The sequence below is a fragment of the Streptomyces sp. TRD_SC_5 genome (genome assembly GCF_056836825.1).
The window spans coordinates 6,049,536-6,073,868 of the sequence record NZ_JBWZZS010000001.1; the positions used below are offsets into that span (position 1 = coordinate 6,049,536).

Consider the following 24,333-nt stretch of genomic DNA (forward strand, 5'->3'; position numbering starts at 1 on the left):
CGTACATACGCCTCTACTCCGCTGAGCCCGTCACAGGCGAGAGGCTCACCGTCAGCCACCCGTCGCCGACCAGTTCGGCGGCCAGGTACGCCGGCGGTGAGCCGCTGTCCCCGGCGGCAAGGCCGTGTTCCAGCAGCCGGTCGATGACCAAGGACTGCGGTTCGCCGCACTCCGCGAGTCGCAGCGTCACCGCGTCGACCAGTACGCAGCCGCCGTACGGCAGGCGGGTGAGGGTCACGTCCGGGGCCAGCCGAAGGACGGCCGGCGCGGACAGCGGTACGGCGCCGGCAGTGGCCATCAGCGCCCTCGCAGCCATTGGCACACCCACACCAGACGCAGCATCGGAAGGGCGTGTTCCGCCAGTTCGCGTCCGTCGCGCAGCACCGCCAGCACCCGGCCCACGTCGAGCACACCCAGGTCGGCGAGCGTGCTCTCCTGCTCCAGCCAGCGGTGGATGCGTCCGCGCTCACGGTGCAGATGGGCGACCGCGGCCAGTCGCAGCCAGTGTCCGGACGGCGCGCGGCATACGCCGTACACCTTCCGCCTGCTGAGAGCGCGTTCGAGCGGCCGGTGGTTGCGGAAGGCCCCACGGTGGATTCGCGCCAGCTTCGCCGGCCGCAGCGCGGCCACGGCCGCGATCACCTCCGGGTCCAGCGCGGGCAGCAGGGCCCCGGCCGCGCCGCGCTCCTCGAGAGCCGCGACCACCCGGCCCGACACCGGGTCGAGGAAGTCGAGATGGTTCTTCCACAGCGCCAGCATCCCGCGCCGGGCGGAGGCAAGCGCCTCCTCTCCCTCCGGGGTGAGGCCGGGCAGGGGCGGCGCGCCGGCCGGCCCGGGCGGAGCCGGCTTCCCCGCCAGCTGTTCGTCCGCAACCGCCCGGCCGTTCGATCCGGGCGCGAACACGACCTTCCCGCTGAGCAGTTCGCGTGCCTCGGCCAGGCCGCGCAGCGTGTCGGTGATGTGGAAGGGTTCGCAGCCCAGCAGTCTCCACCCCCGGTAACCCGTGTCGGCCTCGGGCAGTCTGGCCGACGCCAGGTCCTTCAGCAGCCCGCCGCTCACCACCGGCAGTCCGCAGCTCTCGCTCAGCCGGTCCATCAGCCGCCGCGGCACCTGTGTGTCGGGCAGCGGCGGAACGGGTTCGCGTCCGCCGACCGGCTCGTGAGCCAGCAACTCGGCCGGATCGACGCGGACATGCCGGATCTCCAGACCGGGAATCGGCGGCGGCCCGGCGGGAGACCTCTGCCCCCAGGCACCGCCGAAGTCCGCGTGCAGCAGTACGGGCCGGTGACCCGCCGCCAGAGCGCTGACGGCGAGGAACGCCGAGGCGAGACCTCCGCTGTAGGCGATGGCGTAGTCGCTTCGCAGACCGTCGAGTGCGCGGCCCACGGCCTCCGCCGCACCCGTCCCCGGCTCGGGCAGCTCGGGCCGCTGCCGCGTGACGGTGACCCCGGCCGCGTCCACCCGTACGGCGGTGCCCACGGCCAGCCGCCGCACGTCCGGCAGCCCGGTGGCGTCGGGCGAGGGCACCGTGCCGTGGATCAGTGCGAGCAACTGCCCCGGGCCGGGCGGCCGGTGAGACCCGCCGGTTACGAACGCTCCCAGATCGTCGCCCCATTCGACACGTCCGTAACGGACTCTGTAGTACACGGGCCGGCTCCCCGGGCTGTCGCGGCTCAGCCGGAAGACGCCCGGCGACGGCCGTTCGATGCGTACGCCGTCGGGCTCGGCCCATGGGCTGGGATCGCTGCAGCGGACCCCGCCGCGCGTCGCCTCCGCGCATCCGAGGACGCCGGCCGGTCCCGCCATCGTTTCCGTCATCGGTCCCGCCCCGATCGGTGGACCTCGACATAGGTCTCCCGTACCGGAAGCGACGTGCTCACCACGGCTTCCCCGCACTGCACCCACACGTAAAACCCCGAGGGCGGTCTGACCGGGACCATCTCGCGGCCCAGGTGGAAGGAGGCGGGAACGCCCATCCGCCGCAGCCCGGCCACCAGGAAGAGCGCGTCGTCCACCGGGTCGAGGAACCCCATCGTCAAACGCTGTGCGACCCGCAGCCGTGTGACCAGGGCACCGGTGTCCCGGCGTCCGGGGCCGCGTCCCGGGCGCCGGACGCGCCGTACCTGCGGCCAGTGGTCGAGGCGGTACGAACCGTCCTCGCCCTTGACGGATTCCACGAACCGGCGCGCGCTGCGCGCCGCTTTCACCAGCAACAAGAAAGGCCCTCCCCGAGCACAGTGACGAGCGGTGGGACGGACGAGTCGCAGCACGCGGCCTCGAACGGCTCGCACGCCGCCGCGACCGTCGTGAGCGGGGAGAACAGGTGCTGCTGCAGGCCATCACTGGCGAGGCGCGCGGCAAGTGACGTCGTGGTCACGTAGTCCCCTTTCCCCGTGCACGGCGACGGCCGCGCACGGACTCGATCCGTCACTAAAAGTATCGTCACCTGTACTTACCGTCACCGGGCGTGCGGGAGCCCGTACCCGGGCGGAGAGTGCGCTGCTCACGCTCTTGTGGTCCGACCCGGTCCGATGTAAGCGACCTTTCGTGAGGTCAGGCACCCGCGCGGTCCGAGCGCCCCGTCCCGGCCTGTAGCGTCGGGGCCATGGGTGAGCACTCTGTAGTTGATGTCGGCGACGTACGACTGGCCTATCGGACCTGGGGCGATTCGTACGGGGCGCCGGTCGTGCTCCTGCACGGGCTCGGCTCCTCGTCGGCGAGCTGGGAAGAGGCCGGGCAGGCGCTCGGCGAGGAATGGCGGGTCTACGCGATCGACCTGCGCGGGCACGGCGAGAGCGACTGGCCCGACGAGTACTCCGTCGAGCTCATGCGGGACGACGTGCTGGGCTTCCTCGACGAACTGGAGCTGGACCGGGTCGGCGTGGTCGGTCACGGCATGGGCGGTGTCGTCGCCCGCCTGCTGGCGCAGGACAACTCGGACCGCGTGGAGCGGCTGGTCCTCGAAGAGACCCCGCCGCCGTTCCCCGGCGGCATGGAGGCGCCGGCGGTGCGTCCCGACGAGCCGCTCGACTACGACTGGCCCGTCGCGGCGGCCATCGCGGCCCAGATCGCCGACCCCGACCCGGACTGGGCCGAGAGTCTCGGCGAGATCGTCGCGCCGACCATGATCATCACCGGCGGTCCGGACAGCTCCATGCCTCAGGACCGGATGCCGGACATGGCCGCGCTCATCCCCGACTGCCGGCTGATCACCATCCCGGCCGGCCATTACGTGCACGAGGAGCGGCCCCGCCCGTTCGCGCACGAGGTCACGGAGTTCATGACCAGCTGACCTCGTTCGCGTCGAGGCCGGTGACAGGCCGGTGTGCCGGCCCCTCGCCCGGAGCTAGCGGTGGTACCAGTCCGTGCTGTCGCTGATGGCGATCGAGACGTACGTCTGATGGATCGCCACCAGCGAGGCCACCATCCGGGGGTCCCAGTGGTCCTGCAGGACGCGGTAGTCGCCCGCAAGGCCCCGGAAGGACATCACGGCCCGGCCGGCGCTGTCGCGCCATACGATGCGGCGCGGGGTCGTGACCGGGTCCTGGGCGAGGCCGGTGAAGGCGGCGACGAGCAGCGCGACGTTGAGGGGCAGGAGCACCGTCCACCACAGCGCCCACCACATCAGGCGGCCCGCCGAGCCGCGCACGGGCGGCGTGCCCGCCTGCTCCATGGTCCAGTGGGAACGGCCGATCCTGAAGATCCGCCCGCGCCGCAGCGAGATGCGGCCGATCGGTGTGCCGTCCGGGTCCAGCACCCGGTAGACGAAGCGCGGGCCGCCGAATCCGAAGCCCGTGCCGTGTTCCGTCGTCACCGAGGCGAGGACTTCGCGGCACGTGTCGTCGCCGTACAGGAGGATCTCCCGGGCGCCCGGGAGGTACGCGTTCGGGTCGCCCGCGGCGGTGTTGCGCAGCAGGTACGCCACGGGGCGCCGGCCCTGCGGCGTACCGTCCTCGGCGACGACCACGACCGGAGCGCCGGGCTTGCTGTCGAGTGAGGTGTCGCGGCCGCGCCCGGTGTGGCTGCGGGGGTCGAGCATTCTGTACGTGATCGCCATTGAGGCGGCCCCCTATTTCGTGATCCGGTCCGTTCTGGGGCGTCAGCCTAATAGTGGGCTTCGCGCGGGCTCTTGCCGGGCGTCGCCGCGCATGGCATACAGGTCTGGACCAATGTCCTCGGATGAAGGGTCTGACCCGTGCAACGCCCCACCGTATGCGCTGTGTTGGCCTGCTCCGCGTTGCTTTTTGTGACGGCGACCGCTTGTGCCACGGCCCCCGGACCGGAACGGGACACCGAGAAGCCCTCCAGGCCGGGCGGGGTGACGGCCCAGGCGGGCAGCGCCACCTCGGTCCATGTGATGTGGGACCGGTCGACCGACAACAAGGCGGTCGTGGGTTACGAGGTGTACGAGAACGGCGCCAAGGTCAAGGACGTGGCGGGGGCGCGGCACATGGTCGACGTCGACCGGCTCGCTGCCGGGACCGCGTACACCTTCACCGTCCGCGCCCGTGACGCGGCGGGCAACATGTCCGCTCCCAGCGGTGCCGTTCCGGTTACCACCCCCGCCTCCACACCCGACGACCGGAAGGCGCCGTCCGCGCCCGCGAAGCTGCGGGGGCGCGTCGAGGGGACCGGTGCGGTGCGTCTGTCCTGGGGGCGGGCCGCCGACGACACGGGCGTCACGTCGTACGACGTCTACCAGGAGGACTCCCGCGTCCACAGTGTGCGCGGCACGAGCACCACGGCCCGGGTCACCGGTCTGCGGCCCGGGACCGTCTACACCTTCACCGTCCGGGCACGGGACGCCGCCGAAAACTCCTCCGGGGACAGCAACGCCCTCGACCTGACCACGGTTTCGGGGCGCGGTGAGGGGCCTTCCACCGCGCCGGGGGATGTGGAGGCGACGGCTCGTACGAAGGAGGGTGCGCGCGGGATCGAGCTGCGGTGGACTCCGCCGCGTGTGGGGGGCGGGGAAGACATACGGGAGCATCAGCTGTTTCTCAACGGCGAGCTCGCGACGACGATCGTGTGGGGCGGGGACCCTCCCGCGGGCAGGGCGGCGTACCACTTCACGGTGAGCGAGCCGGCCGGTACGCGCTACAGCATCAAGCTCCGGGCGAAGCTGCCGGACGGGAAGTGGGGCGACTTCTCGGCGCAGCGGACTGTGGTGACGCACTGAGTGGTCCTCCCGCGGGGGGCGGGCTCAGTGGTCGGGCGGCGGTGCCAGCAGGCGGTTGTGTTCGGCTTCCGGGACCTGTTCGCCCGAGGACGGGAGCAGCTGGGGGATGCCGTCGACGATCGGGTAGCGGCGGCGCAGGCGGGGGTTGTAGAGCGCGTTCTCCGGTGCGAGGTGGATGAGGGGGCCCTTGTCGAGCGGGCAGGCGAGGATCTTCAGCAGGGGGTCATCGGGGGTCATGGCTCAACTCCTTGGTGGTGGTCGGCTCTTGCTGGTGTGCGGTGAGGGCCAGCAGGACTGCCACCGCGAGGGTGGCTCCGGCGATGCGCAGGGTCAGGCGCAGCGGGTCGTCGGGGAGGGACTCGCCGAAGGCGTACGTACCCACAACTGCTGTGTAGAGGCAGGACGTTGTCGTGCAGACGGGGACGACCAGGGAAGCACGGCAGCGTTGCAGTGCGGTCTGGGAGAGGAGCAGGCCGGTTGCTCCGGTGACCAGGAGGAGGTACGGGTACGGGCTCGTGAGGAGCGTGCGTGCGGCTGCGGCCGGAGCGTCCAGGGTTGCCGTGGTGAGGTGGGCCGAAACTCCCTTGATGGCCAGGGAACTCACGCCGTAGACGAAGCCGACGGCCACCGCGTATTCGACGCCGTTCGTGGTGGGTGCGCGGTGGCGGCGGGCGGTGCGGCGTTCCGTGGCCGCGTACAGCGCCAGGCCTGTGGTGAGAGAGAGCGCGCTGATCAGCAGGATCTGCGGGTACGGGGCGCTCTGGCCGACGTTGTCCGTGTGCTCGCGCAGGGAACTGACCACCATGAGCAGGGACAGGAGGATCGTCGCCAGGGCGTAGCGCTCGCGGGGCGACGTGCGTTCGCCCAGGAAGACGTTGGAGAGGAGGAGCAGGAGGACCAGGCCGGAGACGAACAGGGCTTGGGCGACGGCCATGGGGAGCGTTCTGTACACGATGAGCTGCGCGGCGAAGCCGCCGGCCAGGGCCAGTGAGCCGGCGATCCACAGGGGGCTGCGCAGGACGTGGCTCAGGAGGTGGACCGGGCGGCGCACGTTCAGCGCCGGGAGGTTGGCCAGGGCGCGCTTCTCCAGTACGAAACCCGCGCTGTACAGGACGTTCGCCAGCAGCGCGGCCGCCACGCCCCACCACATCCTGGTCAGTCCCCGGCTCGGCGGCGGGCGTGCGCCAGCAGGATCGACGCCGCGGTGGGCGCGGCGGAGGCCATGAGCCGGTCCAGGGGGCGCAGGGAGCGGGGGACGCCGTGGAAGGGGGCGCCGGTGATGCGGAGTACGTCGAAACCCGATGCGGTCAGGAATTCGCGCAGGGCCCGGGCCGTGTAGAGGCGGAGGTGGCCCACCACCTCGGTCCCCGGGCGGCCGTGGATCGCGCGCAGGCTCACCTCCGAGAAGACGGGCTGGGTGCCGGTGAGGAGCAGGGCACGGTTGTACCAGGCGGCGAGGTTGGGGGTGGAGAGCATGAGGTGGCCGCCGGGGGTCAGGACGCGGCGTAGTTCGTCCAGTGCGCTGTCGGGGTCGACCAAGTGCTCTATTACTTCGCTGAAGAGGATCGCGTCGGCTGTCGCCGGGGCGAAAGGCAGGCCGTTGTCCGTCAGTTCGCCCCTTACCACGTGGGTGAGGTGCTTCGACGCGCGGCGCAGTGCGTCCTGCGACCAGTCGACGCCGATGACGCGGTGGCCGCGGAGGAGGGGCGCGGCGGTGGCGGCCGCTGTGCCGTCGCCGCAGCCGATGTCCAGGATCGTGGCTCCTGGGCCGGGGAGGGCGGCTGCGAGGATGCGGGCCTGGCGGAGGGTGCGGGGGGTGCCGGAGGCCACTGGGACTGCTGGGTTCTCGTAGAAGTCCTGGAGGGTTGTCGGTGGTGGTGGTTGTGGCGGTGGCGGTGGTGTCATGGGGTGCCTCCGGACGTGGCGTCCAGGTATTCGGCGAAAAGGTCGCGCAGTTGTCGGCCGTCTGCGGCGCCCAGCAGTACGCCCGACCAGCGCAGGGCCAGGTGCAGGTGGCCCGCCGTGCTTGCCGTGGTGACCGTCAGACCGCGCGGCATGCGGGCGGGAGCGGAGAACCAGACGGCCGTCGCACGGCCCGTGCCTTCGCCGAAGTCCAGGGGGTACGGGACCCGGCCGATGTTGCTGAGGAGGGTGGTCGATGTCCATGGCCCAGCGGCTCGGCGCAAGGTGCGGGTGAACGCGGCGCGGACTGCGACCGGTAGTACGGGGGCGGTGAGCAGGGCCGCGCCGTGGCCCAGCTGGGGGCGGGGAAGCGCCTTCAGGGTCCGGGTCCGGATCGCTGTGCGGCGTAGCAGGTCCGGGATGTCGGGGGACGGGGGCAGCTCTTCGGCGGCGTACGGGACCTCCACCAGGCGGGTGCCGTTGCCTATGGGCATGTCCAGGCCGCGGGAGCGGTCGTCCACCGGCATCGTGATCCGCATGGGGCGGGGCGGGCTGCCGTGCTCGCGGTTCCAGGCGGCGATCATGCGGGCCGTCGCGACCATGAGCTGGTCGTTGACCGTGTACGGGGCGTCGCGCGGGCGGGTCGGGAGGGGGAGGTCGGCGGTCAGCATGCCGTTGGGGGCGGCTGAGGTGGGTGTGCCCCGGGCTACGCGTGCCACCGGGGCGAAGCCGGCGCGAGGAGTGGGGGCGGGCTGGTTCTGCGGGGTGTGGGGGGCGGGGGCGCGGGTGGGGGCCGTTGTCGTGGGGGAGTTGTCGACGCCGCCGTAGATTTCGGCGGCGGTGGCCAGGACGCGGAGGCAGGCAGGGCCGTCGAGGGCGGTGTGGTTGATGGTGAGGAGGAGTACGCGGTCTATGACTTCCAGGCGTACGGGTGGGGAGAGGGTGAGCGGGGGCGCCAGGGAAAGGGCGCGGGCCCGGGCCTCGGTCAGGGCCTGGGGGGTGGAGGGTGGGAACGTTACCGCCTCGGCGTCGGGGTGCGGTGTCAGCTCCCATTCGTAGCGGCGGCGGTACCAGGGGCCGGGAGCCTCTCGCATCAGGATGCGGGGGTGGCGTCGCAGGGCCTCGTTGAAGGCGGTGCGCAGGCGGGCGGGGTCCGGCCGGGCGGGCAGGTGCACCTCGATGTGTACGGTCTCGGGCACTCGGGGCTGCAGGCAGTGGCGGGTGACTTCGTCCACGACGGTGAAGGGCACGCGGCGGGGTGGGCTGCCGGGGTGGCGGGAGGGGTGCTGAAGCGCGGTCACTTTGGGCTCTCCTCGCCGGGGCGGTTGCTCTGGGTTGCCGCGCTCGCGCCGGTCGGCCCGTGGGGGCCTCCCTGGCTTCGTGCGTCTGCGCCGGGCTCCGTCCGTCGGGCGGGGGTCCCCTGGCCCGGGCCGGCGCCCGGGGTTCCCGGGGGCGCGGGCGTCGGGGTCGGTGCCGCGCCGGGGCGTCTCCTCGGGCGCCGAACGTTCGGGGTGGTGTCTTCTTCGGGCTCGTTGCGTTCGACGCCCTGCGGGGAGCGCCCCGGCACGTCCCCTCCTGGCACCCAGGTGTGCGGGGCGGCGCGGCGGGCCCTTCGCGCGGAGCCGGGTGTCGTTACCAGGGCCGCTGTCAGGGCCGTCAGGGCCAGGAGTTGGGCTGCTGGGCCGAACGCGCCCTCCGAGGCCGAGGCGGGGGCGCCAGCGTGCAGGGCTGCCACTGTGCCTGCCGCCGACATGGTGAGGAGGGCTATCGGGGGGAGGAGGGTGGGGCGGAAGTGGGCCAGTAGGGCCAGGGGCAGGACCAGTAGGGCCAGGGGGCCCGCTGTCAGTGCCAGGGCGAGGGTCAGGGCTGCCAGGCCCAGGATCGGGCCTGGTGGTGGCGGTGTGGTGGTGGGGTTGGGGGTGGCGGGTTGTTTGCGGCGGTAGAGGGTGGCGGCCGCCAGGGTCAGTAGGGCTATGCCTCCGCCGATCAGGCCCGCTTCGTACAGGCGCGCCGGTTCGTACTCCATGCGTACCTCGCCGCCCGCGCCTTCCGGGATCAGCCAGCCCTGCTGCCAGCCGTCCAGGCGGAGCGAGGGCAGCTTCTTGCCGTTGAGGGTGGCTTGCCAGCCCGCGTTCGCGTTCTCGAAGGTCTGGAGGTACGACGCTTCTCCCGGGCCCACCGTGAGGGACCGGCGGTCGCCTGCGGTGTCCTGGATCGTCAGTTCGCGCGACCGTTCGGCGGGGGGTGTGGCCTTGCCCCTGTTCAGGGTGATGTCGGTCAGGGCCAGAGGGCCCGCGTCGCCGGCTTCCACGCGGTGTGTGCCGGCGGACAGGCTTGCTTTGCCGTCGCGCTGAGGGCCCGCGCAGAGTGAGACCTCTACGGGACGGCGTTCCGTCAGGTCGCTCAGCTTTCCCTCGGCCGAGGTGGCGTGCAGTGTGCCGTCTATGGCGAGGATCGGGCCCTTCCCGCAGGGGAGTTGGAAGGTTCGGGTCGGTTCTGGTTGCGGGACCCGGAACTCGTCCAGTGCGGGGACGTACACCTCGCTCAGGCCGACGGGCAGCTGCATCCGGCCGTCCGCCACCGGGTTGTGGACCGTGAGGGGGGTCGACCGGGTGATTTTGATGTCCAGGCGGTCGGTCCTGATTGGTTCGAAGCGGGCCAGGCCGTTTTCGTCCACCGAGGCTGTTGTGGCTCCGTCGGGGGAGCTGATCTCCACTTGTTCCGGGCGGGTGGACAGGCCGCCGGCCGGAGCGAAGACGATCTCGCCTATGGGGCGCTTTCCCGGCCAGCGCAGGTGGACGGTCGGGTTGTTGCCGGCTATCCATGCCGTGGTCAGGTCGCCGTCGACCAGGTTGCGCGGGGTGAGCGACGCGCCCAGGCGGGAGGTCGAGTCGGCTGTGGCCGTCAGTTGGCGGCGCTGGTCGGGGGCCAGGCTGTAGAGGAGTTCGTCCAGTGCGTCGCCCGGTACGGGCAGGGCCGTTGCCCTCAGTGCGTACGTACCTTGTGTGGCCGTCGAGAACTGGCGGTGCAGGCCTACCTCCGCCGATGCCGGCGACAGGCCGCCCGGGTCGCTGCCCCGGTGGAGGGAGATGAGGTCCGGGTCGGCGTCCCGCGGGAGGGAGAGGAGGCGGGTCACCTGGACGCCGGGGATGTCGATGGTGGTGAAGCCCGCGCCCATCAGGCCTGGGCGGCCCTGCTGGGCGCTGGTGATGGTGAGCTTCAGGTAAGTGGCGTTGCCCGGAGGCGTGTTGATCAGTTGGGGTGCGCCGTTGGGGTGGAGGGGGCTCGTCCTGCTGCCGTTGTCCGTCTCGACCCGGACGGAGGTGGGTGCGGCTCTTACTCCGTCGGACGGGAGCGGAGTCACGCGGATCTGGGAGGGCATGGTGACGCGGGATGTGAAGGCTATGCGCAGCCACTCGCCAGTCGGCTGTGCCGCGCTGCCCTCCGCCCACGCCGTGTCGGGATTCCCGTCGAAGGCGTTCACCGGGTCGTACTGCGGCAGGTGGAACAGCCAGTTGCCGCTGCTCGACGCCGTCACCGACTCCGCGCCGCGCAGCACCGCTGTCGTCTGGTGCTTGATGTTGTTGGTGGGCAGGATCTGGCGCGGGGCACGGCCCGGGTCCTGAAGGCTTTCGGTGTGGTTCTTCTCGGTCGCCGTGTAGGTGTACGACGTGTTGGAGTTGACCAGGCCGAACCGCGTATCGGCACGCCGCAGTCCGTCGCTCGTTGCCTGTATCGCCGGGTCGCCCAGGCCCGGGTGGCTGTCGCCGGTGAGTATGGCGGGGCGCCTGCGCATCGTGGGGTCGGAGGAGAGGCGGAGGAGTGATTCCGGGCCGCCGCTGATGATCGCGGTGTCCGCCACCGGGGTGATGTCCGCTCGGCCGGGGCGCTTTGTCGAGGTGGGGGGCTCGTAGATCTCTACTGCTCGTTGCCTCGGGTAGAGGCCTTCGACCTGGACGGGGGTGTCGTCCGGGATACGGCCGCCGGTGAGTACGGGGCCGAAGCCCGTGGTGCGGCGGTAGCCGGACTCCTCCAGCGTGCGTTTCACCGTTTGCGGGGGCACGTAGCCCATCTGGTCCGGGTCGAGATCGTTGCGTACGACGATGTAGTGCAGGCCGGCGCGGCTCAAGTAGTCGCTCAGGCCCGGGACTTCCGCTCCGGTGGTGAGTGCCTGCTCCACCGCGTCCATGGCCCGGCGGTTGCCAGGAGTGCCGAACGGCACGTAGTCGCGCTGCGCCCAGCGGGATTTCGCGAGTACGTCCAAGGGCTGGTCGATGGTGGAGCCCCAGGTGTAGATGCCGTGCGCGGTGGCGGGAACCACCAGGGCGCGGCTGTCGGGCGAGTACTTCTTCAGCCAGTCGGCCGTCGCCTGCCAGTGGGTGGGGAGCTTGGTGAAGGAACCCGGCTGGAGGATGTTGCCGTTGAGGTAGGGCAGAGCCAGGGCGGGGAGGATGAGCAGAGCTGTGAGGGGTGGGGCCAGGCGGCGGGCCCTCGGCGGGCGGATGGCTGTCGCTGTGATATGTGCCAGGCCCAGGGCCAGGGCGAGAGCCAGGCCCGGCTGGAACTTGTAGATGTTGCGGAACGGGACCAGCGGGCCGTTCAGCCAGTCCTGGATGGATGAGTGGAACGGTCCGCCCAGGGAGCCGCCGTATCCGGCGAGGGTGATCGTCACTATGGAAAGTGTGGTGAGGAGCAGCCAGCGCCGCTCCGGGAGGTCCCGGCGGGCCAGGCCCGCCAGGCCGAGCGCGGCGGCGAAGGCCGAGCCGAGGATGGTCAGGGCCGCCGTGGCGACCGTCCAGCCCGCCGGCAGCCACGCCTCGCCGAAGTGCAGGTAAGCCGTCCAGTTGCCCGCGCCGCGCAGCAGCTCCGTGGCGGACATGGTCGCCGTGGTGGTCTCGGCCTGTTCTACGTAGGGCAGGAAGTTCTCGCCGTGCAGGCCCAGGAGGAGGAGCGGGACCACCCACCAGGCCGTGGCCAGCAACACTCCCGGCACCCACCAGGCGATCAGCGCCCGGCGCCGGGGTGTGGGCGGGCGGCTGAGGAGGTAGAGCGCCACGGGGAGGAGGGCGGCCAGTGTCGAGGCCGCGTTCACTCCGCCCATGCACGGGATCAGGAGCGCCGAGCGCAGTGCCGCGATACGGGCGCTGGTGTGGGGGTTTGTGAGCGGCAGCAGGACCCAGGGCAGGAGCGCTCCCGGCAGTGCGGCCGCCGACGTCGAGCCGATGACGATCGTGTACGTCGGCCACAGGGCGTACGCCGCCGCTCCCAGCAGGCGGGTCGCGGGCGAGCCGAAACGCAGGCGCTCGGCCAGGCGCAGCGCGCCCCAGAAGGCCGTGGTCACGACGATCGAGAGCCACAGGCGCTCCGCCAGCCAGACGGGTATCTGCAGCAGATCGGCCAGCGCGTAGAACGGCAGCATCGGGAAGGCGTAGCCGATGTACTGGTCGAAGATGCCGCCGAAGCCCGCCCTGCTGTGCCACAACTCGCCCAGGTCGGAGAGGAATTGGAACGGGTCCAGCGCCACTCCGAGTTTCGTCTCGAAGGTCGTTCGGCCCGGTGCCGCCGCCAGGAAGGCCACGAGGGTCGCCGCCCAGAAGCCGAAGAGCCATCGGCGCGAGCGCGGCTCGTGGGGTGGGGCGGGAGGGGGCGGTGGTGTCCTGGGAGGTGCCTGGAGGGTGGTCGTCATGGACACCGCCGGAGGATGAGGAGGAGATTCCAGGTGGCGAACTCGCGCAGCAAGGGGATTTTCGGTACGACGCGGGGGAGGAACGGCCAGTAGCGGGCCCGGGCCGTTACCAGTTGGGCATCGGTGCGGGAACGTACCTGCCGCAGGGTGTCGCCGATGTGGATGGCGAAGAGGTTCTCGCCGAGGGTGTGTTTGGCCGGGCGGCCGGTGCGGCGCTCGTAGCGGCGGCGGGCCCGTTCCGCGCCCAGGTAGTGCCAGGGCGCCCACTCGTGGCCGCCCCACGGGGAGTACCAGTTGGTGAACGAGACGTAGATCAGGCCGCCGGGCGCCGTGACGCGTATCAGCTCGCTGAGGAAGGTCCCCGGGTCCTCGACGTGCTCCAGGACGTTGGAGGAGAAGCAGATGTCCGCCGCGCCGTCGGGGAGGGGCAGCAGGTAGCCGTCGGCGACCACCGTGCCTTCGGGGCTGCGGCCCCTCAGTTCCCGTACGTCCGGTTCGAAGAGGTAGCTGTGCGCGCCGCGCCTGCGGAATTCCTCGGTGAAGTGGCCGCTGCCGCCGCCGATGTCTACGACGATCCGGCCGGCCAGCGGCTCGTACCGCTCCAGTTGGTCGGCCGCGTCACGGGCCAGCAGCGAGTAGCAGCGGTCCGGATCGGTCTGCTCGTGCAGGAAGGCCCGGAAGAGGGTGACGGACCTGCGGAAGGAAGGGTCCTTCACCGGTGGTCACCTCCGCCGGTGGGAGAGGGCCGCCTCCGCCGCCACCGCCCGGAACTGGCGCACCGTGCTGCTCCACCGGTAGTGCGCGGCCCGCGCCGCGGCCGCGCGGCCCATCGCCTCCCGGCGCTCGGTGCTCAGGGCGAGCGTGCACCAGGCGGCGGCGAAGGAACTCTCGCCGCGGGCCAGCACGCCCGTCACCCCGTCGGCTATGGAGTCCCGCAGCCCGGGTACGTCGAAGCCGATCGCGGGGGTGCCCCGGGTCGCCGCCTCGGTGACCACCAGGCCCCAGCCCTCGACCGCGGAGGGATGCAGGAGGAGGTGGGCCGCGCAGAGGAGTTGATGTTTTTCCGCTTCGGAGACATGGCCCTTGAAGATCACGTCGGGGCCGGCGAGCGCCTCCAGGCGATGGCGTTCGGGGCCCTCGCCGATGATCACCAGCTTGCCGCCGGTGACGGGTCTCACCCGCTCCCACAGGCGCAGGAGGAGGTCGATGCGCTTGTACTCGACCAGGCGGCCCATCGCCAGGAAAAGCGGTTCGGGTGAGCGCGGGGCGCGCTCCGCCGGATGTTCGACTCCGTTGTGCACGACCCGGATGCGGGCGCGGTCCACTCCCAGTGCGCTCAGTGCGCCGGCCGTGGATGTCGATACGGCGACCAGCAGGTTCTCGCGCTGCGCCGCCGACAGCGCCCAGTGCTCCAGGCGGCGCCCGAGACCGGCGGCCGGGCGCGGGTAGCGCATGCCCCACAGTTCCGTGTGCACGTGGTTGACCAGGCACAGGGTGGGGCCGCGGTGCCAGAGCGGGGTGAGGTAGGGCAGGCCGTTGCAGACCTCGACCAGCAGGTCGCAGTCGCCGACCTGCCGGGCGAAGGTGTGACGCGCCTTGATGAAGTGGCCCAGGTCGCCGCCCGCGGAGACGACCCGGTAGTCGCGGTACGCCGCCGGGCCGCCGCACAGCAGCGTCACCTGGTGGCCCAGGGCCGTCAGGCCCTCCGCGAGGCGGTCGACGAGGAGTTCGGAGCCGCCGGCGGCGGGATTGCCGAGGTCGCGGCGGGAGAGGAAGACGATCCGGCGGGGGTGCGGGGAGGTGGGGTGGGGGAGTGGCTTGTGGATCTCTTGGGGTTTCGCATCGTGCAGGGTGGGGGGCACGTGCTGGGGCATGCGAGCTCCAACTCGTTTCAGGGGTGCGGAACCGGTGGGGGCCGTGCTCGGGGTGGGAGGTCAGTTTTCGGCACGACGTTCGATGCGGCTACTCACCTCGGTGACAAATTCGGGCCCAGTGTGAGCTGATGTGTCATCACATCGTGATGACCGGTGTGGTCCTTCGTGGTTCCCGTCCGCGTACGACGAGCACCGCGCCGGCCGCCGCCAGCAGGGCTCCCGCCCCGCCGCCGCCCATCGGCAGTGTCTCGCCCACCAACTTCAGACGGTCGCTGTCGGACGAGGCCAGCTCGACCTGAGCGCGCTGCGTGGCGGGTGTGAACTCCAGGCGGCGGCTGTCCAGAAGGACGACTTCGTCCCGCTTGCCGCCGGGCGCGCGCAGCGTCTTGCGCGGGCCGATCGCCGCGTTCACGATGCGGCCCGTGCGCCGGTCGACGACCAGCTCGATGCCGTGGTTGGCGTACCACTCCTCGGCGAGCACCTGGCTGCGCTTCGGCAGCCCCACGAGCCGCCCCGGCACCAGCCGGGTGCCGGTCTGGGCAGGTTCGACGGCGCCGGTGAAGCGGTAGCCCTCGTACCCCTGGATCTTCTTGGTTCCGGCGAAGCGGAGGCGGACGGTCGAGCCGAGCGTGTTGTCCCACCAGCGGTACGAGCGTTTCTCTACGCCGAAGGGGAACTTGAGGTACGCCTCGCCGTCGAAGGCCGGTTCCTCGCCGCAGCAGTGCACGGGCTCGTTGGTGCGCCGGTCGGTCACCCAGCGCTCCAGCGTCCACTGGAGCGAATCGTGGGTGTCGGCGGCGGGGAGGGTGGCCTCGGTGTCGACGGAGGTCGAGACGTCCCAGACGGCCCGGCCGCTCCTTTCGCTGTCGGCCACATCGCCCCGCACCTGTCTGGTGATCGTGAGTTCTCTGTTCTTGAGGGTCTTGATCTCGGTGGTGTCGAAGTAGCTGCCGGTCCCGGTGAAGACCGTGGTGACGTCCACGTCGACCGGTGTGCGCTTCGCGCGTGGCTCGACGTACCAGGCCAGCATCGGGGCGAGTACGAGCAGGAAGACGCCGGCGCCCAGCAGGGCCAGCGAGAGGGGGGAAGCGGTGCGACGCATACGGGCGACTCCAGAGGGGGCCGACGGGGGGTGGCTCGGCGGATACGTGCACATGCGTATGGGCCGGGAACCGTAGGCGTCCTCTTGACGGACTGTCAATGGAGTGTTGACACTGGGCCATTGCCGGACGGGGCCGGCGGGACACCGGTGGGGTCACAGCGTCAGAGAGGCCGACCCGACCATGTCCAGACTCCTTGCAGCAGCGCTGACCACCGCCGCCGCCGCCGCCCTCGCCGTAGGGGCCGCCTTCGCCGTCGTGGCACTGCTCAACGCCACCCCGGACCAGCCGAACGTGCCGCTGATCAGCTATGAGTCGGCGACGCCCCGGAAGTGACCCCGGTGGGAGCACCCCCGGTGGAGACGACCGCGGTGGAAACGACCGCAGTGGACGGGGAGCGATGTATGGCCGACTGCTCGGCATGGCAGGACGTGCCCCGCCTTCAGGTGCGGCAGTTCACCGACCGGGCGATGCGCGAAGTGCCCTCGCTCGCCCAGGAGATCCTCGACTGCATCTGCCGCGAACACCCCAAGCTGCCGCTGCTCGTCGACGAATCGGGCGAGCTGATCGCCCTCGTCGGCATCCGGCGCGCCCTGGAGGACTTCGTACAGCATCTGGTACGGGAGAAGGGGCCCCGGCCGCATGTTCATCTCGAAGTCTTCCAGGAGTTCGGGCGGGGCGAAGGGCTCCACGGCCGCTCCCTCGACTCCCTCCAGGCCATGTACCGGCTCGGCGTCCGGCTCGCCTGGCGGCGGCTCGCCGAGATCGGGCAGCAGGTGTCCATCCCGCCGCCGGCGATGTACGAACTCGCCGAGTCCGGATTCGCCTTCCTGGACGGGCTGGTGGACCAGACGGTGCGCGGATACGCCGAGGCCGCCGCCCGACAGGCCGGGGAACGGCTGCGACTTCAGCGGAAGTTGACTCAGGAACTGGTCGCGGAGGGCGCCGAGCCCGCCGACCCGGCCCGCACCCGCTCGCTCGCCGAACACGCCGCCCGGATCGGCTGGGCGCTGCCGGAGCTGATCGCCGTGGGGGTGCTGCTGCGCCCGGCCCGCGAGTGCGTCGCACCGGCCGTGGGGCAGGGCGTACTCCTCGACATGGAGACCGAGCAGCCTCTGATGATCGTGCCCGACCCGGCGCTCGCGGGGCGCCCCGAGCTGCTGCGCCGGTCGATGAAGGGCTGGTCGGGGGCGATCGGGCCGACGGTGGCGCTGGTGGAGGCCGCGAAGTCGCTGCGCTGGGCGGCGGCCGCCGTACGCCTGATGGAGCGCGGCCTGCTGCCTTCGGGGCGGCTGCTGCACTGCACCGAGTACACCGAGGCACTGGTCCTGCTGCCGCCCGAGGAGCTGATCGGTGACCTGACCCGCCGCTGCCTCGCGCCGCTCGCCGACTGCGGTCCCACACAGGGGCGGCGGCTCGCGGAGACGTTGCTGGCGTGGCTGGAGACGCGGGGCGGGGCGCCGGAGGTGGCGGCCAGGCTCGGCGTGCACCCGCAGACCGTGCGCTATCGGATGCGGCAGATACGGGAACTGTGGGGCGACGAGGTCGACCACCCGGACCGCCGCTTCGAGCTCGAACTGGTGCTGCGGGCCCAGCGATTACGGGGGGAGCTGTCGGAGCCGATCCGGTGAGGTGCGGGCCGTCGTCCGGAGAACCGGCTCCGCCCCCGGTGCTGTGCGGTCCCGGGGGCGGAGAGCGGAAGAGCGGTCGTGATCAGCCGCGCAGCTGCTCGTACGCCGGCAGCGTGAGGAAGTCCGCGTAGTCCTCGTCGAGCGAGACCGTGAGCAGCAGGTCGTGCGCCTGCTGCCACTTGCCCGCCGTGAACGCCTCGTCGCCGATCTCCGCACGGATCGCGGCCAGTTCCTCCGCCGCGATCTTGCGGGCCAGCTCGGGGGTGGCCTTCTGGCCGTCCTCGAAGACGACGCCCGCGTTGATCCACTGCCAGATCTGCGAGCGGGAGATCTCCGCCGTGGCCGCGTCCTCCATCAGGTTGAAGATCGCGACGGCGCCCAGACCGCGCAGCCACGCCTCGATGTAGCGGATGCCGACCTGGACGGCCGAGACCAGTCCTTCGTACGTCGGGACTGCGTCCAGCGAGTCGATGGCGATCAGGTCGCCGGGCGCCACCGACACGTCCTCGCGCAGCCGCTCCTTCTGGTTCGGCCTGTCGCCGAGGACCGCGTCGAAGGACGCCATCGCGATCGGCACGAGGTCGGGGTGCGCGACCCAGGAGCCGTCGAAACCGTCACCGGCCTCGCGGTCCTTGTCGGCCTTGACCTTCTCGAAGGCGACCTTGTTGACCTCGGCGTCGCGGCGGGACGGGATGAAGGCCGCCATGCCGCCGATGGCGTGCGCGCCGCGCTTGTGGCACGTACGCACGAGCAGCTCGGTGTACGCCCGCATGAACGGGGCCGTCATGGTGACCGCGTTGCGGTCCGGCAGGACGAACTTCGCGCCGCCGTCACGGAAGTTCTTGACGATGGAGAAGAGGTAGTCCCAGCGGCCCGCGTTCAGGCCCGCCGCGTGGTCGCGCAGCTCGTAGAGGATCTCCTCCATCTCGTACGCCGCCGTGATCGTCTCGATCAGGACGGTCGCGCGGACGGTGCCCTGCGGGATCCCGACGTAGTCCTGCGCGAAGACGAAGATCTCGTTCCACAGGCGCGCCTCGAGGTGCGACTCGGTCTTGGGCAGGTAGAAGTACGGGCCCTTGCCGAGCTCGATGAGGCGCTTGGCGTTGTGGAAGAAGTACAGGCCGAAGTCGACGAGGGCGCCCGGCACCGGGCGGCCGTCGAACCGGAGGTGGCGCTCGTCGAGGTGCCAGCCGCGCGGCCGCATCACGACGGTCGCGAGGTCCTCGCTGTCCTTCAGGGCGTACGTCTTGCCCGACCTGGGGTCGGTGAAGTCGATCCGGCGCGCGTAGGCGTCGATCAGATTGCGCTGGCCGAGGACGACGTTCTCCCAGGTGGGAGCGGACGCGTCCTCGAAGTCGGCGAGCCAGACCTTCGCGCCCGAGTTCAGGGCGTTGATGGTCATCTTGCGGTCGGTCGGACCGGTGATCTCCACGCGGCGGTCGTTGAGCGCGGCCGGGGCCGGCGCGACCTTCCAGTCGCCCTCACGGATCTGTGCGGTATCCGGGAGGAAGTCGAGCGTGGACGTGCGGGCGATCTCGGCGCGGCGCTCGGCGCGGCGGGCGAGCAGCTCGTCACGGCGGGGCGTGAACAGCCGGTGCAGCTCGGCCACGAAGGCGAGAGCCGCGTCGGTCAGGACCTCTTCCTGCCTGGGCAGGGGCTCGGCATCGACGATGGCCAGCGGGGACGGCGCTGGTGCGGACATGAGCGGTCACTCCTTAGGCGGGCGGGCGCCTGACGGCCGCCGGGTCGCCCAAAGACGGCACAGCGTGCCATGGCTCCGAGGTACGGTCGCGGGCGCCGCCGGGTGGTGCAGGGCGCTTCTGACGTGTGGATAGTAGTTTCCTCATGGTGGAAGTTCAACGGTCTGTTGACATCGAGATTCTCCGGGTCGACAGAAACTGGCGCTCAGTGCCATGCCGGTCACTCCAGGTGGAACAGGTCGTCGGGCGTGTCGATGTCGTACGCCTCGGCCACATCCCCGCACTCGACGAGCGTGACCGAAGTCTCGTGGTCCTTCAGGTAGGCGCGTGCCCCCTGGTCGCCCGTCGCAGTCCTCACGATGTCCGTCCACCGCTCGGCGCCGAAGAGCACCGGGTGCCCGCGCCTGCCGTCGTACGCCGCCGCCACGAGGCTCGAAGGCGAGCGGTACGCCGCCACCACGCGGCCCACCGCCGCCGCGCCGATCCCCGGCTGGTCGACGAGGGACACGAGCGCGGCCGAAGCGCCGGTGGAGGCCAGGGAGGCCAGACCGGCCCGCAGCGACGAGCCCATTCCCTCGTCCCACTCCGGGTTGTCGACCAGTACGCATCCGGTCAGGTCGGCGCGCTCGCGCACCTCGGCGGCCGCCGCGCCCAGCACCACGTGCACCGGACCGCAGCCGCCCTCGCGCAGCACCCGTACCGCGTGCTCGACCAGCGGCCGCCCCCGGTGCTCCAGCAGCGCTTTCGGCCGGCCGCCGAGCCTTCGTCCGCCGCCCGCCGCGAGCAGGAGGCCCGCGACGACCGCCGGCCCTTCGACTGTTGTAAGTGCCATGGGTTCTGCATACCTCATCGGGGCGGGCGCCGACGGTCCGTCCTTGGATAGGGTGCGTTCGATATCGGCGCTCTGCGTGGGAGACATGAGTTGATGAGCGGTCAGCAACCGGACCGGGGCAACGCCCCTCAGGTCTTCCAGCCTCTCGCGGGCGACGACCCGACCACCATCGCCGGTTACCGGCTGGCCGCCAGGCTCGGCGCGGGCGGCATGGGCAAGGTGTATCTCTCGTACACACCGGGTGGCCGGCCCGTCGCCATCAAGGTGATCCGGCCCGAATTCGGTGAGGACCCCGAATTCCGCCGCCGGTTCGCCCAGGAAGTGCAGTCCGCGCAGCGCGTGCAGGGGCTGTTCACCGCGCCCGTCATCGACGCCGACACGAACGGCGCGCAGCCGTGGCTGGCCACCGCCTACGTGCCGGGCCCCTCGCTCGCCGACGCGGTCGTCGAGCACGGGGCGCTGCCCGTCGAGGCGGTGCTGCTGCTGATCGCCGGCATGGCCGAGGCCCTGCACGTCATCCATGGCGCGGGCATCGTGCACCGTGATCTGAAACCCTCCAACGTGCTGCTCGCCGCCGACGGCCCCCGCGTCATCGACTTCGGTATCGCGTACGCCGCCGACGCGACGTCGCTCACCGGCAGCGGGGTCACCATCGGCACCCCCTCGTTCATGGCCCCGGAGCAGGCCGCCGGGCGGAAGGTGACCCCGGCCACCGACATCTTCGCCCTCGGCCAGGTCGCGGCGTACGCGGCGACCGGGTCCCCGGCCTTCGGCGAGGGCACCTCGCACGGGGTGCTCTACCGGATCGTCCACGAGGAGCCCGACCTCAGCGGGGTCCCGGAGCGGCTGATGGAGCTGGTCAGCCGCTGTCTGGCCAAGGACCCGGCGGCCAGGCCCTCGATCGCCGAGGTCATCGGGCTGTGCCAGACCGCGAACGCCGAGACGGTCCTGCGCCGTCCCGAGGACTGGCTGCCGGGCGCCGTCGCCGCCGACATCACGGTCCGCGCGGCCGCCCCCGCGCCGGTCCAGACCCCGCCGCCCCCGTCCGCCGCACCCGCGGCGGCCTACTCGCCCACCATGCCCGTCGGCCCTGCTGCGGCCTACTCGCCCACCACGCCCGTCGCGCCGGCGACCCCGCCCCCGGGCTTCGGGCCGTCCGTACAGCATCAAGCCCCTCAGCAGTTCGGTACGCCGCCTCCTGGGCAGGCCCACGCGCACGCCTACGCCCCGACCCGGATGCCGACGCACCAGCCCCAGGCCTACCCCGGGCACCCGGCGCCTCCCAAGCCGCCGGCCAAGCGGGGGCCGCTCGTCGCCCTCGCGGCCGCGCTGATCTTCGGAATCGCGGGCGGCGGCACGGCGTACGTCCTGCTCAAGGACGGCGGGCAGCAGACGCGGGGCGGTGGCGCGTCGCAGGGCGAGGAGACGAACGACGGGGGGAGCGGGGGCGCCGGCGCCGACCCGAAGCCCAAGGCCGATCCGAAGCCCGCCGTCTACAAGGGCATCAACCTCACCGCGGGCTACCACCTGACCCTCGGGGACGACGCCCTCCGGCCCCAGAAGGGCGAGGACGGTTCGTACGAACTCTCCTACGACACCGGCGGGTATCTCGACGAGGAGACCTGGGACGGAAGCCTGGCGCTGCTCGATCCGGGGCAGGAGGGCTCGCTCGCCGCCTGCCGCGCGGAGACGCGGTTCGCGGAGAGCGTCTATGTGAACAAGCTCTCGAAGGGGCGGCAGGTCTGCGTCACCACGGGCACCGGGCACATGGGCCTTGTGACGGTCCAGGGAATCGCGGTCGAGGGTGAGCCCAGTGGCGACTACCTCACACTGGACGTGACCGTCTGGCGCAACGCCGCCGGCTCCGGCACGGGCAGCTGAGCTGCTGCCAAGTGGCGTACGGCCTGCCGATTGGCGTTAACTGACCCCCGGCTCTTGTGTACGGCGTCCGACCAGCGGCGTACGGGCTGAACCACTGGGGGAGAGACGTTGTTGAGAAGTGTGGAACAGAGGTGCGTGACCGGCGACGGTGAGGACCCGCGAGTGACGGAGCTGCGTGCTGCCGTCTCGCGGCTGCGCCGTGAACTGGCCGGGCATCCTGCGGAATTGCCCGACCGGGGGGTGGCGGAGGACGAGCTGGCGTCGCTGCACGCGATGGCGCTCAGCGGCGTGCCGGAGATCATGCGGCTGCGGCGTTCGCTGCTGCTGGTGGCGGGGTCGATCGGCTCGGTCAGCGCGCTGGCGGGGGCGATGGCGCAGGTGCGCAACGCGGTCGAGCTCTTCGGGCGCGACTGAGCTTGCCGCGGGTTGCTCCTGGTTTGCTGCTGGGGGGCTTTTTCGCGGGGGCGTTGGGGTCGGTGCCGCGCCGGGGCGTCTCCTCGGGCGCGAACGTTCGGGTACTGGGTCTTGCTTCGGGCGTGTTGCGTTCAGCGCCCTGCGGGGAGCGCCCCGGCACGTCCCCTCCTGGCATCGTGCGCTGCGAGGCGGAGCCGTCAGCGGCGGATCAGGCGGCGTGTCGTTGCCACGGCCACTGCGGATGTGCGCGAGTCCACGCCCAACTTGGCGTAGACGTGCACCAGATGGGACTTGACCGTTGCCTGGGAGAGGAAGAGCTGCTTGCTGATCTGGTGGTTCGACAGGCCCTCGCCGACCAGCTGCAGCACCTCCAGCTCGCGCCGCGTCAGCGCCTCCGCCGGCGTCCGCATCCGGTCCATCAGCCGGTGCGCGACCGCCGGTGCCAGCGCCGACTGGCCCGCCGCCGCCGTGCGCACCGCGGCCGACAGCTCCTCCGGTGGCGCGTCCTTGAGCAGGTAGCCGCTCGCGCCCGCCTCCACCGCCGCCAGGATGTCGGCGTCCGTGTCGTACGTCGTCAGGACCAGCACCCGGGGCGATCCCGGCCGCGCGGTGATCGCGGCCGTGGCCTCCGATCCGTGCATCCGGCCCGGCCCGAACTGCAGGTCCATCAGTACTACGTCGAAGTCGTCGGCGGCGGCGAGCTCCACCGCCCGCTCGGCGGTCGCCGCCTCCGCGACGACGAGGAAGCCCTCCTCGGTGTCGAGTACGGCGCGCAGGCCTGCCCGTACGACGGGATGGTCGTCGGCCAGCAGGAGGCGGACGGGGGGCGTCACGTGGGGTCTCCGGAGCCTGTTGACGGCAGGGGCAGGGTGATCGCCACGGCCGTGCCCTGTCCCGGTGCCGACTCGACGCTCAGCGTGCCGCCGAGCGAGCGCGCCCGCGAGCGCATCGCGGGCAGGCCGAAACCGCCGCCCGACCGCAGCCGGGTTGCCAGCGGGTCGAAGCCCCCGCCGTCGTCCACGACGTCCAGCGCCACGGCGGTCTCCATGAAGCTGAGGGTGATCTCGGCGCGGGCCGCTCCCGCGTGCCGGACCGTGTTGGCGAGCGCGGACTGGGCGATGCGCAGCAGGGCCACCTCGTACGGAGTGGGCAGCTTCACCGGCGTACCGCTCACGCCGAACTGCACAGCGGGTCCCGGAGTCCCCGCACACAGCCGCTCCAGCGCGGCGGGCAGCGAGCCGTGCTCCAGGTCGGGCGGGGTCAGCGCCCGTACGAAACGGCGTGCCTCGGCGAGATTGTCCTGCGCCGCCTCGCGGGCCTGGCGGACATGGGCGGCGGCCGGGTCGCCGGCGGGCAGTGTGCGTTCGGCGGCGCGCAGGAGGAGCTGGATGCTGGACAGGCCCTGGGCGAGCGTGTCGTGGATCTCGCGGGCCAGCCGCCCGCGCTCGGCCAGCGTCCCGGCCGTCCGTTCGGCGACGGCGAGGTCCTCACGGGTCGCCAGCAGCTCGTCGATGAGTTCGCGGCGCCGCTCGCTCTCGCGGTACAGCGCCTGGTAGCCGAGGACCGTCGCGACGGCGACGGCGGCGCCGAGCAGCGGCCCGATGAACGTGCCGGGCGTCACCGTCTGCCCGTGCAGGACGAAGCCGGCGATGGCGGCGGCCGCCGTGGTGACTACCGCGGTCAGGCCCCAGCGCACCGGCAGCAGGTGCAGCTGGAGGAAGTAGAGGGGGAACGCCGCCCAGAGCCCGTCGGGGGAGAGGGCGAGGAGTATCAGCCAGGCGAGGCCCAGTGCGGCGAGCCAGACGGCGGCTGCCCGGGGCGAGCGGTCGACGGAGGGGCTCAGGGTCCCGACGGTGTAGACGACGGCCATCGTGACGGCCGCGAGTACGACGGCGGTCGCGTGCGGGGCGTCGTCGGCCACGGCTTTCACGGCCGCGAGCGCGATCAGCCCGCCGAGCAGCGCGTGCAGACACAGGCGCAGGGCGCGCAGTACGGGAGTGAGGGGACGCGAGGGGGGAGCGGAAGAGCTGGGGTCCATGGCGTTTCCAGCGTAGGGCTCCGGAGCCGTTGCCCCGTCAATCAAAAGATTGATGTCGCGCCGATCCGTGGCGCGATGCCTTCGCGCGCCCCCTTG

23 protein-coding genes are annotated in these 24,333 nt (G+C 71.8%); 6 read left to right on the top strand and 17 right to left on the bottom strand.

Features of this window, described 5'->3' with window-relative positions; all coding sequences use genetic code 11:
• Positions 1 to 13 precede the first annotated feature (13 nt).
• The 4 genes from adfB to AC1P0E_RS27725 are packed head-to-tail and all read right to left on the bottom strand — an operon-like array spanning position 14 to position 2,377.
• A complete protein-coding gene (gene adfB / locus AC1P0E_RS27710; RefSeq protein ID WP_482744828.1) occupies positions 14 to 316 on the bottom strand; it encodes an actinodefensin-associated protein B in 303 nt (100 codons plus the stop codon).
• A complete protein-coding gene (locus tag AC1P0E_RS27715) occupies positions 298 to 1,818 on the bottom strand; it encodes an asparagine synthetase B family protein (RefSeq protein ID WP_482744829.1) in 1,521 nt (506 codons plus the stop codon). The genes adfB and AC1P0E_RS27715 overlap by 19 nt, the downstream gene beginning before the upstream one ends.
• Positions 1,815 to 2,216 carry a hypothetical protein gene (locus tag AC1P0E_RS27720; protein WP_482744830.1) on the bottom strand — a complete coding sequence of 134 codons (402 nt, stop codon included), beginning with the start codon at positions 2,214 to 2,216 and terminating at the stop codon, positions 1,815 to 1,817. Before AC1P0E_RS27720 ends, AC1P0E_RS27715 begins: the two co-directional genes overlap by 4 nt.
• Positions 2,204 to 2,377, bottom strand: a complete 174-nt coding sequence (locus AC1P0E_RS27725) for a hypothetical protein (RefSeq protein WP_482744831.1) — start codon at positions 2,375 to 2,377, stop codon at positions 2,204 to 2,206. The genes AC1P0E_RS27720 and AC1P0E_RS27725 overlap by 13 nt, the downstream gene beginning before the upstream one ends.
• 228 nt (positions 2,378 to 2,605) lie before the next feature.
• Here AC1P0E_RS27725 and AC1P0E_RS27730 point away from each other — a divergent pair, with 228 nt between their 5' ends.
• Positions 2,606 to 3,292, top strand: a complete 687-nt coding sequence (locus tag AC1P0E_RS27730) for an alpha/beta fold hydrolase (protein WP_482744832.1) — start codon at positions 2,606 to 2,608, stop codon at positions 3,290 to 3,292.
• A gap of 54 nt (positions 3,293 to 3,346) precedes the next feature.
• On the opposite strand, the gene AC1P0E_RS27735 is transcribed toward AC1P0E_RS27730, so the two are convergent.
• Positions 3,347 to 4,057, bottom strand: coding sequence for a hypothetical protein (locus AC1P0E_RS27735; protein ID WP_482744833.1), 711 nt, complete (start codon positions 4,055 to 4,057; stop codon positions 3,347 to 3,349).
• Positions 4,058 to 4,195: 138 nt separating this feature from the next.
• Between AC1P0E_RS27735 and AC1P0E_RS27740 the strand changes: the two genes are divergently transcribed.
• Positions 4,196 to 5,179 (top strand): fibronectin type III domain-containing protein, encoded by a 984-nt coding sequence (locus AC1P0E_RS27740; protein ID WP_482744834.1) that lies wholly within the window; start codon positions 4,196 to 4,198, stop codon positions 5,177 to 5,179.
• A 24-nt stretch (positions 5,180 to 5,203) separates the two neighbouring features.
• On the opposite strand, the gene AC1P0E_RS27745 is transcribed toward AC1P0E_RS27740, so the two are convergent.
• The 8 genes from AC1P0E_RS27745 to pgfA all read right to left on the bottom strand — a co-directional run bounded on the left by AC1P0E_RS27745 (position 5,204) and on the right by pgfA (position 15,743).
• Positions 5,204 to 5,416: a Trm112 family protein gene (locus tag AC1P0E_RS27745; protein WP_482744835.1), complete on the bottom strand. Its 213-nt coding sequence runs from the start codon at positions 5,414 to 5,416 to the stop codon at positions 5,204 to 5,206.
• Positions 5,403 to 6,329, bottom strand: a complete 927-nt coding sequence (locus AC1P0E_RS27750) for a DMT family transporter (RefSeq protein ID WP_482744836.1) — start codon at positions 6,327 to 6,329, stop codon at positions 5,403 to 5,405. Before AC1P0E_RS27750 ends, AC1P0E_RS27745 begins: the two co-directional genes overlap by 14 nt.
• A gap of 5 nt (positions 6,330 to 6,334) precedes the next feature.
• Positions 6,335 to 7,084 carry a class I SAM-dependent methyltransferase gene (locus AC1P0E_RS27755; protein WP_482744837.1) on the bottom strand — a complete coding sequence of 250 codons (750 nt, stop codon included), beginning with the start codon at positions 7,082 to 7,084 and terminating at the stop codon, positions 6,335 to 6,337.
• Positions 7,081 to 8,382 (bottom strand): condensation protein, encoded by a 1,302-nt coding sequence (locus AC1P0E_RS27760; RefSeq protein WP_482744838.1) that lies wholly within the window; start codon positions 8,380 to 8,382, stop codon positions 7,081 to 7,083. The genes AC1P0E_RS27755 and AC1P0E_RS27760 overlap by 4 nt, the downstream gene beginning before the upstream one ends.
• A complete protein-coding gene (locus AC1P0E_RS27765) occupies positions 8,379 to 12,767 on the bottom strand; it encodes an alpha-(1->3)-arabinofuranosyltransferase domain-containing protein (RefSeq protein ID WP_482745923.1) in 4,389 nt (1,462 codons plus the stop codon). Before AC1P0E_RS27765 ends, AC1P0E_RS27760 begins: the two co-directional genes overlap by 4 nt.
• Positions 12,764 to 13,483, bottom strand: a complete 720-nt coding sequence (locus AC1P0E_RS27770; RefSeq protein ID WP_482744839.1) for a class I SAM-dependent methyltransferase — start codon at positions 13,481 to 13,483, stop codon at positions 12,764 to 12,766. The genes AC1P0E_RS27765 and AC1P0E_RS27770 overlap by 4 nt, the downstream gene beginning before the upstream one ends.
• A gap of 6 nt (positions 13,484 to 13,489) precedes the next feature.
• A complete protein-coding gene (locus AC1P0E_RS27775) occupies positions 13,490 to 14,641 on the bottom strand; it encodes a glycosyltransferase family 4 protein (RefSeq protein ID WP_482744840.1) in 1,152 nt (383 codons plus the stop codon).
• Positions 14,642 to 14,777: 136 nt separating this feature from the next.
• Positions 14,778 to 15,743: a cell envelope lipid trafficking protein PgfA gene (pgfA, locus tag AC1P0E_RS27780; protein WP_482744841.1), complete on the bottom strand. Its 966-nt coding sequence runs from the start codon at positions 15,741 to 15,743 to the stop codon at positions 14,778 to 14,780.
• A 181-nt stretch (positions 15,744 to 15,924) separates the two neighbouring features.
• Between pgfA and AC1P0E_RS27785 the strand changes: the two genes are divergently transcribed.
• A complete protein-coding gene (locus AC1P0E_RS27785) occupies positions 15,925 to 16,077 on the top strand; it encodes a hypothetical protein (RefSeq protein ID WP_482744842.1) in 153 nt (50 codons plus the stop codon).
• Between the two features lie 68 nt (positions 16,078 to 16,145).
• A complete protein-coding gene (locus AC1P0E_RS27790) occupies positions 16,146 to 17,372 on the top strand; it encodes a PucR-like N-terminal domain-containing protein (RefSeq protein WP_482745924.1) in 1,227 nt (408 codons plus the stop codon).
• A gap of 82 nt (positions 17,373 to 17,454) precedes the next feature.
• On the opposite strand, the gene aceB is transcribed toward AC1P0E_RS27790, so the two are convergent.
• A complete protein-coding gene (gene aceB / locus AC1P0E_RS27795; RefSeq protein WP_482744843.1) occupies positions 17,455 to 19,074 on the bottom strand; it encodes a malate synthase A in 1,620 nt (539 codons plus the stop codon).
• Positions 19,075 to 19,292: 218 nt separating this feature from the next.
• The gene (locus AC1P0E_RS27800) at positions 19,293 to 19,904 is read right to left on the bottom strand and encodes a nucleotidyltransferase family protein (RefSeq protein WP_482744844.1); all 612 of its coding nucleotides are present in this window, start codon (positions 19,902 to 19,904) and stop codon (positions 19,293 to 19,295) included.
• Positions 19,905 to 19,997: 93 nt separating this feature from the next.
• On the opposite strand from AC1P0E_RS27800, the gene AC1P0E_RS27805 reads away from it, so the two are divergent.
• Positions 19,998 to 21,785 (top strand): serine/threonine-protein kinase, encoded by a 1,788-nt coding sequence (locus AC1P0E_RS27805; RefSeq protein ID WP_482744845.1) that lies wholly within the window; start codon positions 19,998 to 20,000, stop codon positions 21,783 to 21,785.
• 108 nt (positions 21,786 to 21,893) lie between these two features.
• Positions 21,894 to 22,199, top strand: a complete 306-nt coding sequence (locus tag AC1P0E_RS27810; protein ID WP_482744846.1) for a DUF5955 family protein — start codon at positions 21,894 to 21,896, stop codon at positions 22,197 to 22,199.
• Between the two features lie 197 nt (positions 22,200 to 22,396).
• Here the strand turns inward: AC1P0E_RS27810 and AC1P0E_RS27815 are convergent, their stop codons facing one another.
• Positions 22,397 to 23,032 carry a response regulator gene (locus AC1P0E_RS27815; RefSeq protein ID WP_482744847.1) on the bottom strand — a complete coding sequence of 212 codons (636 nt, stop codon included), beginning with the start codon at positions 23,030 to 23,032 and terminating at the stop codon, positions 22,397 to 22,399.
• On the bottom strand, positions 23,029 to 24,237 hold the full coding sequence (locus tag AC1P0E_RS27820) for a sensor histidine kinase (protein ID WP_482744848.1): 1,209 nt from the start codon (positions 24,235 to 24,237) through the stop codon (positions 23,029 to 23,031). Before AC1P0E_RS27820 ends, AC1P0E_RS27815 begins: the two co-directional genes overlap by 4 nt.
• Positions 24,238 to 24,333: the final 96 nt, after the last annotated feature.